Here is a 4,216-nt window from a genome sequence, read left to right on the forward strand (position 1 = left end):
CAATATTTCTACCTAATCCTTAGCCTTTTTTGTTGCACAATCACCTGATTTGAAGCGGGTTAATTCCCGAGTTCACGTTAGTTTAAGGCTTATAGCTGCCTGATGGTTTGCCCTGCTACCTTTACCAGCAGTTATACCTGCTCCCTCTGCTGCGGTATCAACGAGCCACAACCTTGTTCCTAGTTATCGCTAACCTGGCAACCCTACTTCAGTATGTCTTTTGCTTTAGGGAGGGTCAGCAGCGCCCACTCCCGGTGCATTGTACCGGAGTAGTGCAGGCCGTCGCCGGCTACGTAGGAAGGGTCAGAGGCTGCTTCTCTTGTTAAAGGAGTTATATCGATAAAGGTGACGCCTGCATTCTTCGTTATTTCTCTGGCCACGTCATTGAAAGCGTTAATCTCTGCAGATATCTGCTGCCGGTTGCTACCCTGTGCAAAGGGGGTGGCTCCCCAGTCGGGTATGGATAGCACCAGCACACGTGTTGGGTCTCCTTTCGCCAGGCGAATGGCCGTTTGCAGCAGTTGGCCGAATTCTGAGCGGTAGGTTTCAAGGGATTGTCCGCGGTACTGGTTGTTGACGCCAATCAGCAAAGACACCAGGTCAAACGAAGGCTTCAGGTCGGCGGCGGCGATAGCACTGGCCAGTTCGGAGGTGGTCCAGCCTGTGCGTGCAACAGTCACAGGGTTGCTGATGGCAATACCCTCTTCCCTCAGTAGGGCTGCCAGTTGCATTCCCCACTGGTCAACGGCTGGTACGCTTTGCCCAATCGTATAGGAGTCGCCCAAAGCTAAATAGGTCCTGGTATTATCTGCTGTGGGAGTTGGCGGGAGGTCTGGTGCAGCAGCAGGCTCAGGCGCATCTTTTTTACAGGCAGCAAAAGCAAAACTCATGAATAAAAGTAAAGAAAAGATATGGTGGCGCATAAGTAAGGTCTGTTTCACCTGTATATACTCCGTTAAAAGACTTTCAGATTGCGTACCCATCTAACTTAAGCTGGCCTAGACCCGTCTGTGCTGCGGCCCAGGTGCCTCTTGCTTGGCCAGCAGGTGCCTGCGGTTTGGTAACGATGCTTTAGCTACAATCTGTAGTGCCTATCAAGAACTATCCACAGCGACCTATAGTATCCCACTACCAGGCAGGCAAAAAGCAATTATTTTTTTCGTCTGCACTTCAGCTTCCCTGTCACTGCGCCCATTACTATTGGACTATGAATTTAGCAGAGGCTTTATGTTACCTCTATCTAACACAAGGTTATCAATAACTAAAGAACACGCTTCACTCTCGCATAAATCCTTTTCTCAAAGCAGATTTTAAATTTTAACCCTGAATAGTGCTAGTTACCGGGAAGTCATATTTTTCCTTTGCTATGGATCCGATTCTTTGCTTCTTGCTATTGTCCCATCCTACAACCACCACATTCCCTCCTGATTTTTCGCTTTCAGATAGGACTTATTAGGGCAACCTGCGCAGTATTGATCCCGTTATTAAAGCACTTGCAGCTTTTAGATCCTACAGAAAAGGCTGCAGACATACAAATACCTAATTTAAAAATTTATCTCTTATCTCACATTTTTCATCTTGTAGAATATTTATTTAATACTATTACATGTAACACTTTTATCTCATCTCACCTTATGAAACTTATCTTTACTTGTATCACTGTTCTAGCCTTGTTTGCAAACAGTGTTTTTGCACAGGTTACTGTAGATCCCGATTTACAAAAGGCCTTACAGTCAGCTACTGCACCTGTTGAAGTAATTGTAACCTTCCACGGAGACAGCGCTCCGAGCCAGGGCAACCTCACACTCCTAAACAGCCTTGGTCTTACGTCTGGCGTCACGTTTCAGACCCTGCCAATAGCAGGTGTACTGGCAACGGCAGCACAGGTTAATGCTTTAGCCCAGGATGCACAGGTGCGTTCGCTGTACCTCAACAAAAAGTTAACCTACTATAACTACCACGACACACACCTGACAGGTGTACAAAGATTAAGAACGGACATGGAAATGACCACCAGAAACGGAGGTTTGCCTGTATCCGGTAAAGGTGTTACAGTTGTGATTAACGACAGTGGTGTGGATGGCACCCATGAAGACCTGAAACTGGGAAAGAACCTGAAGCAGAACGTCATGGGCTCTACCAACTTAAATAGCTACACAACCCTGGCGCCTCCCACCTGGGCTGAAAATGTTCCGAACACGGATACCAACTCAGGGCACGGCACCCACTGCGCCGGTTCAGTAGGAGGATTGGGCACTATGTCGAATGGCAAATATGCTGGCGTAGCGACTGGCGCCGATCTGATCGGCTATGGCTCCGGCGGTGCCTTGTTTATTCTGGATGCCATTGGCGGTTACGACTATACTATTCTGAACCAGGCCCGTTACGGCATCAGAGTGATCAGCAACTCCTGGGGAACTTCCGGTGCCTTTGATCCGAACAACCCGGTAAACGTTGCTTCTCTAGAGGCTTACAAAAGAAACATCATCTCTGTTTTTGCCGCCGGCAACTCAGGCCCTGGCGCCGATACGCATAACCCTTATGCTGTAGCACCATGGGTTATATCGGTAGGTGCCGGTGACAGATACGGCAGACTCGCTGGTTTCTCTTCCAGAGGAGTAAAAGACGAGAAAGGCACTTTCACAGCGGCAGGAAGAACTTGGACATATGAGAACCGTCCTACAATTGTAGGCCCTGGTGTGGATGTGGTGTCAACCCGTGTATTGGCTCCTGTTTCCTCTCTGGCTGCCCAGCAAGACGCAGAAGTGCTGGCGGTGTCTGAAGTCCCTTTCTATACCCACATGAGCGGTACTTCGATGGCTACACCACACGTGGCTGGTATTGTGGCGCTTCTGCTGGATGCCAACCCTGCGCTTACAGCAGACCAGGTAAAAGACATCCTGCAGAAAACTGCTACGAACATGCCTGGTATGGAACCATGGGAAGTTGGTGCCGGCTACGTGAATGCGTACGCCGCTGTCGATCATATTTTCAGAAGCACAGCCTTTGGCTCCAGCCTTAACATGACCAGAAGGTTTAACAGCAACACCATTATTGAATCAGAAAAAATACCGTTCAGCATAAGGTTCGACCCTGTGTTGACAGCAGGCAACACCAGCACTTTTACTGTAGCAGACGGCACAACTGGTATCGACGCAAAAATAATAGCAGGAGGTGTTTCCGGAGAAACAGGTAACCCGGTTAACTTAAGCCTGATCTCTCCTAACGGAACAGAATACAGATCAGGTATTTCTCTGGCTTTCACTTTGTACCAGGACCGCGCTGTAGCTGTTGCAAACCCAATGCCTGGCACCTGGACAATCAAAATTTCAGGCCTGAACGGGGTGGCGCTACCAGAAACGATCAATGGAGATGTAACCCTTAAGAAGCTGATGGGCGCTACAGGACTAAGTGACATTGCCGGACATCCGGCAGAAGCTTCCATCCGGCTGGCGGTAGGTGCACGGCTGGCAGACGGCGTAAGTGGCGGCGGTTATCTGCCTGATGAGCCCCTGAAGCGTATACAGCTGGCAGATTACCTGATGATGGGCCAGGCAGTACGTCAGTTCATCCCTACGACGGGTGCTGTATCTTTCAGCGACCTGAAATCAGACCAGCTGCTGTTGGCAGAATCAGTAACAGCGAAGGGAGCTGCTTTAAGAGACCGTTTCCATGCCTTCCAAGGTGTTATGGTGCCAGCTGGCGCAGGTAAGTTCTCTCCTAACGCCAACGTAAACAGAGCAAGCTTGGCTTATTCCCTGGTGCAGGCATTGGGCTTACAGGAAGAGGCCCTGAAGCGTAACGGTAAAGCTGTCAGCGTGAAGGTAGACGGTAAAGATTATGCAGTAGAAGATGCCAAAGACATTCCTGCCGGCTTAGAAGGCTTTGTGAGTGTGGCACTGGACCTAAAACTGATCAATGCTTTCTTCACTGTGACACAGGGGCCATACGACCTGCAGCCAACTCTGCACGCCACGTTTAAGCCGCTGCAGGATGTTACCCGCGCTGACTTCGCCGTCGTGATCACCCGCACGTTCGAAGGCTGGAAGGCACTATCTACTGTAGACGTTTCCGGTATGCAATCTGCAGGAGCTCAGCAGAGGACACAGAGCTTCACCTACCCTAACCCGTTCTCTGAATCTACTACAATTAGCTATGCAGTTGAGCAGGATGGATTCGTAACGGTGGAGGTATTTGATATCCTGGGCAAGAAAGT

2 protein-coding genes are annotated in these 4,216 nt (G+C 49.5%); one reads left to right on the top strand and one right to left on the bottom strand.

Features of this window, described 5'->3' with window-relative positions:
- Window positions 1-203: 203 nt before the first annotated feature.
- Window positions 204-890 carry an SGNH/GDSL hydrolase family protein gene (locus E1919_RS26910; RefSeq protein WP_237144890.1) on the bottom strand — a complete coding sequence of 229 codons (687 nt, stop codon included), beginning with the start codon at window positions 888-890 and terminating at the stop codon, window positions 204-206.
- 744 nt (window positions 891-1,634) lie between these two features.
- Between E1919_RS26910 and E1919_RS26915 the strand changes: the two genes are divergently transcribed.
- Window positions 1,635-4,216, top strand: a 2,582-nt coding sequence (locus E1919_RS26915; RefSeq protein WP_162056491.1) for a S8 family serine peptidase, incomplete at its 3' end; no start/stop codon positions are given.

This window comes from Pontibacter pamirensis (assembly GCF_010015475.1).
Lineage (GTDB): Bacteria > Bacteroidota > Bacteroidia > Cytophagales > Hymenobacteraceae > Pontibacter > Pontibacter pamirensis.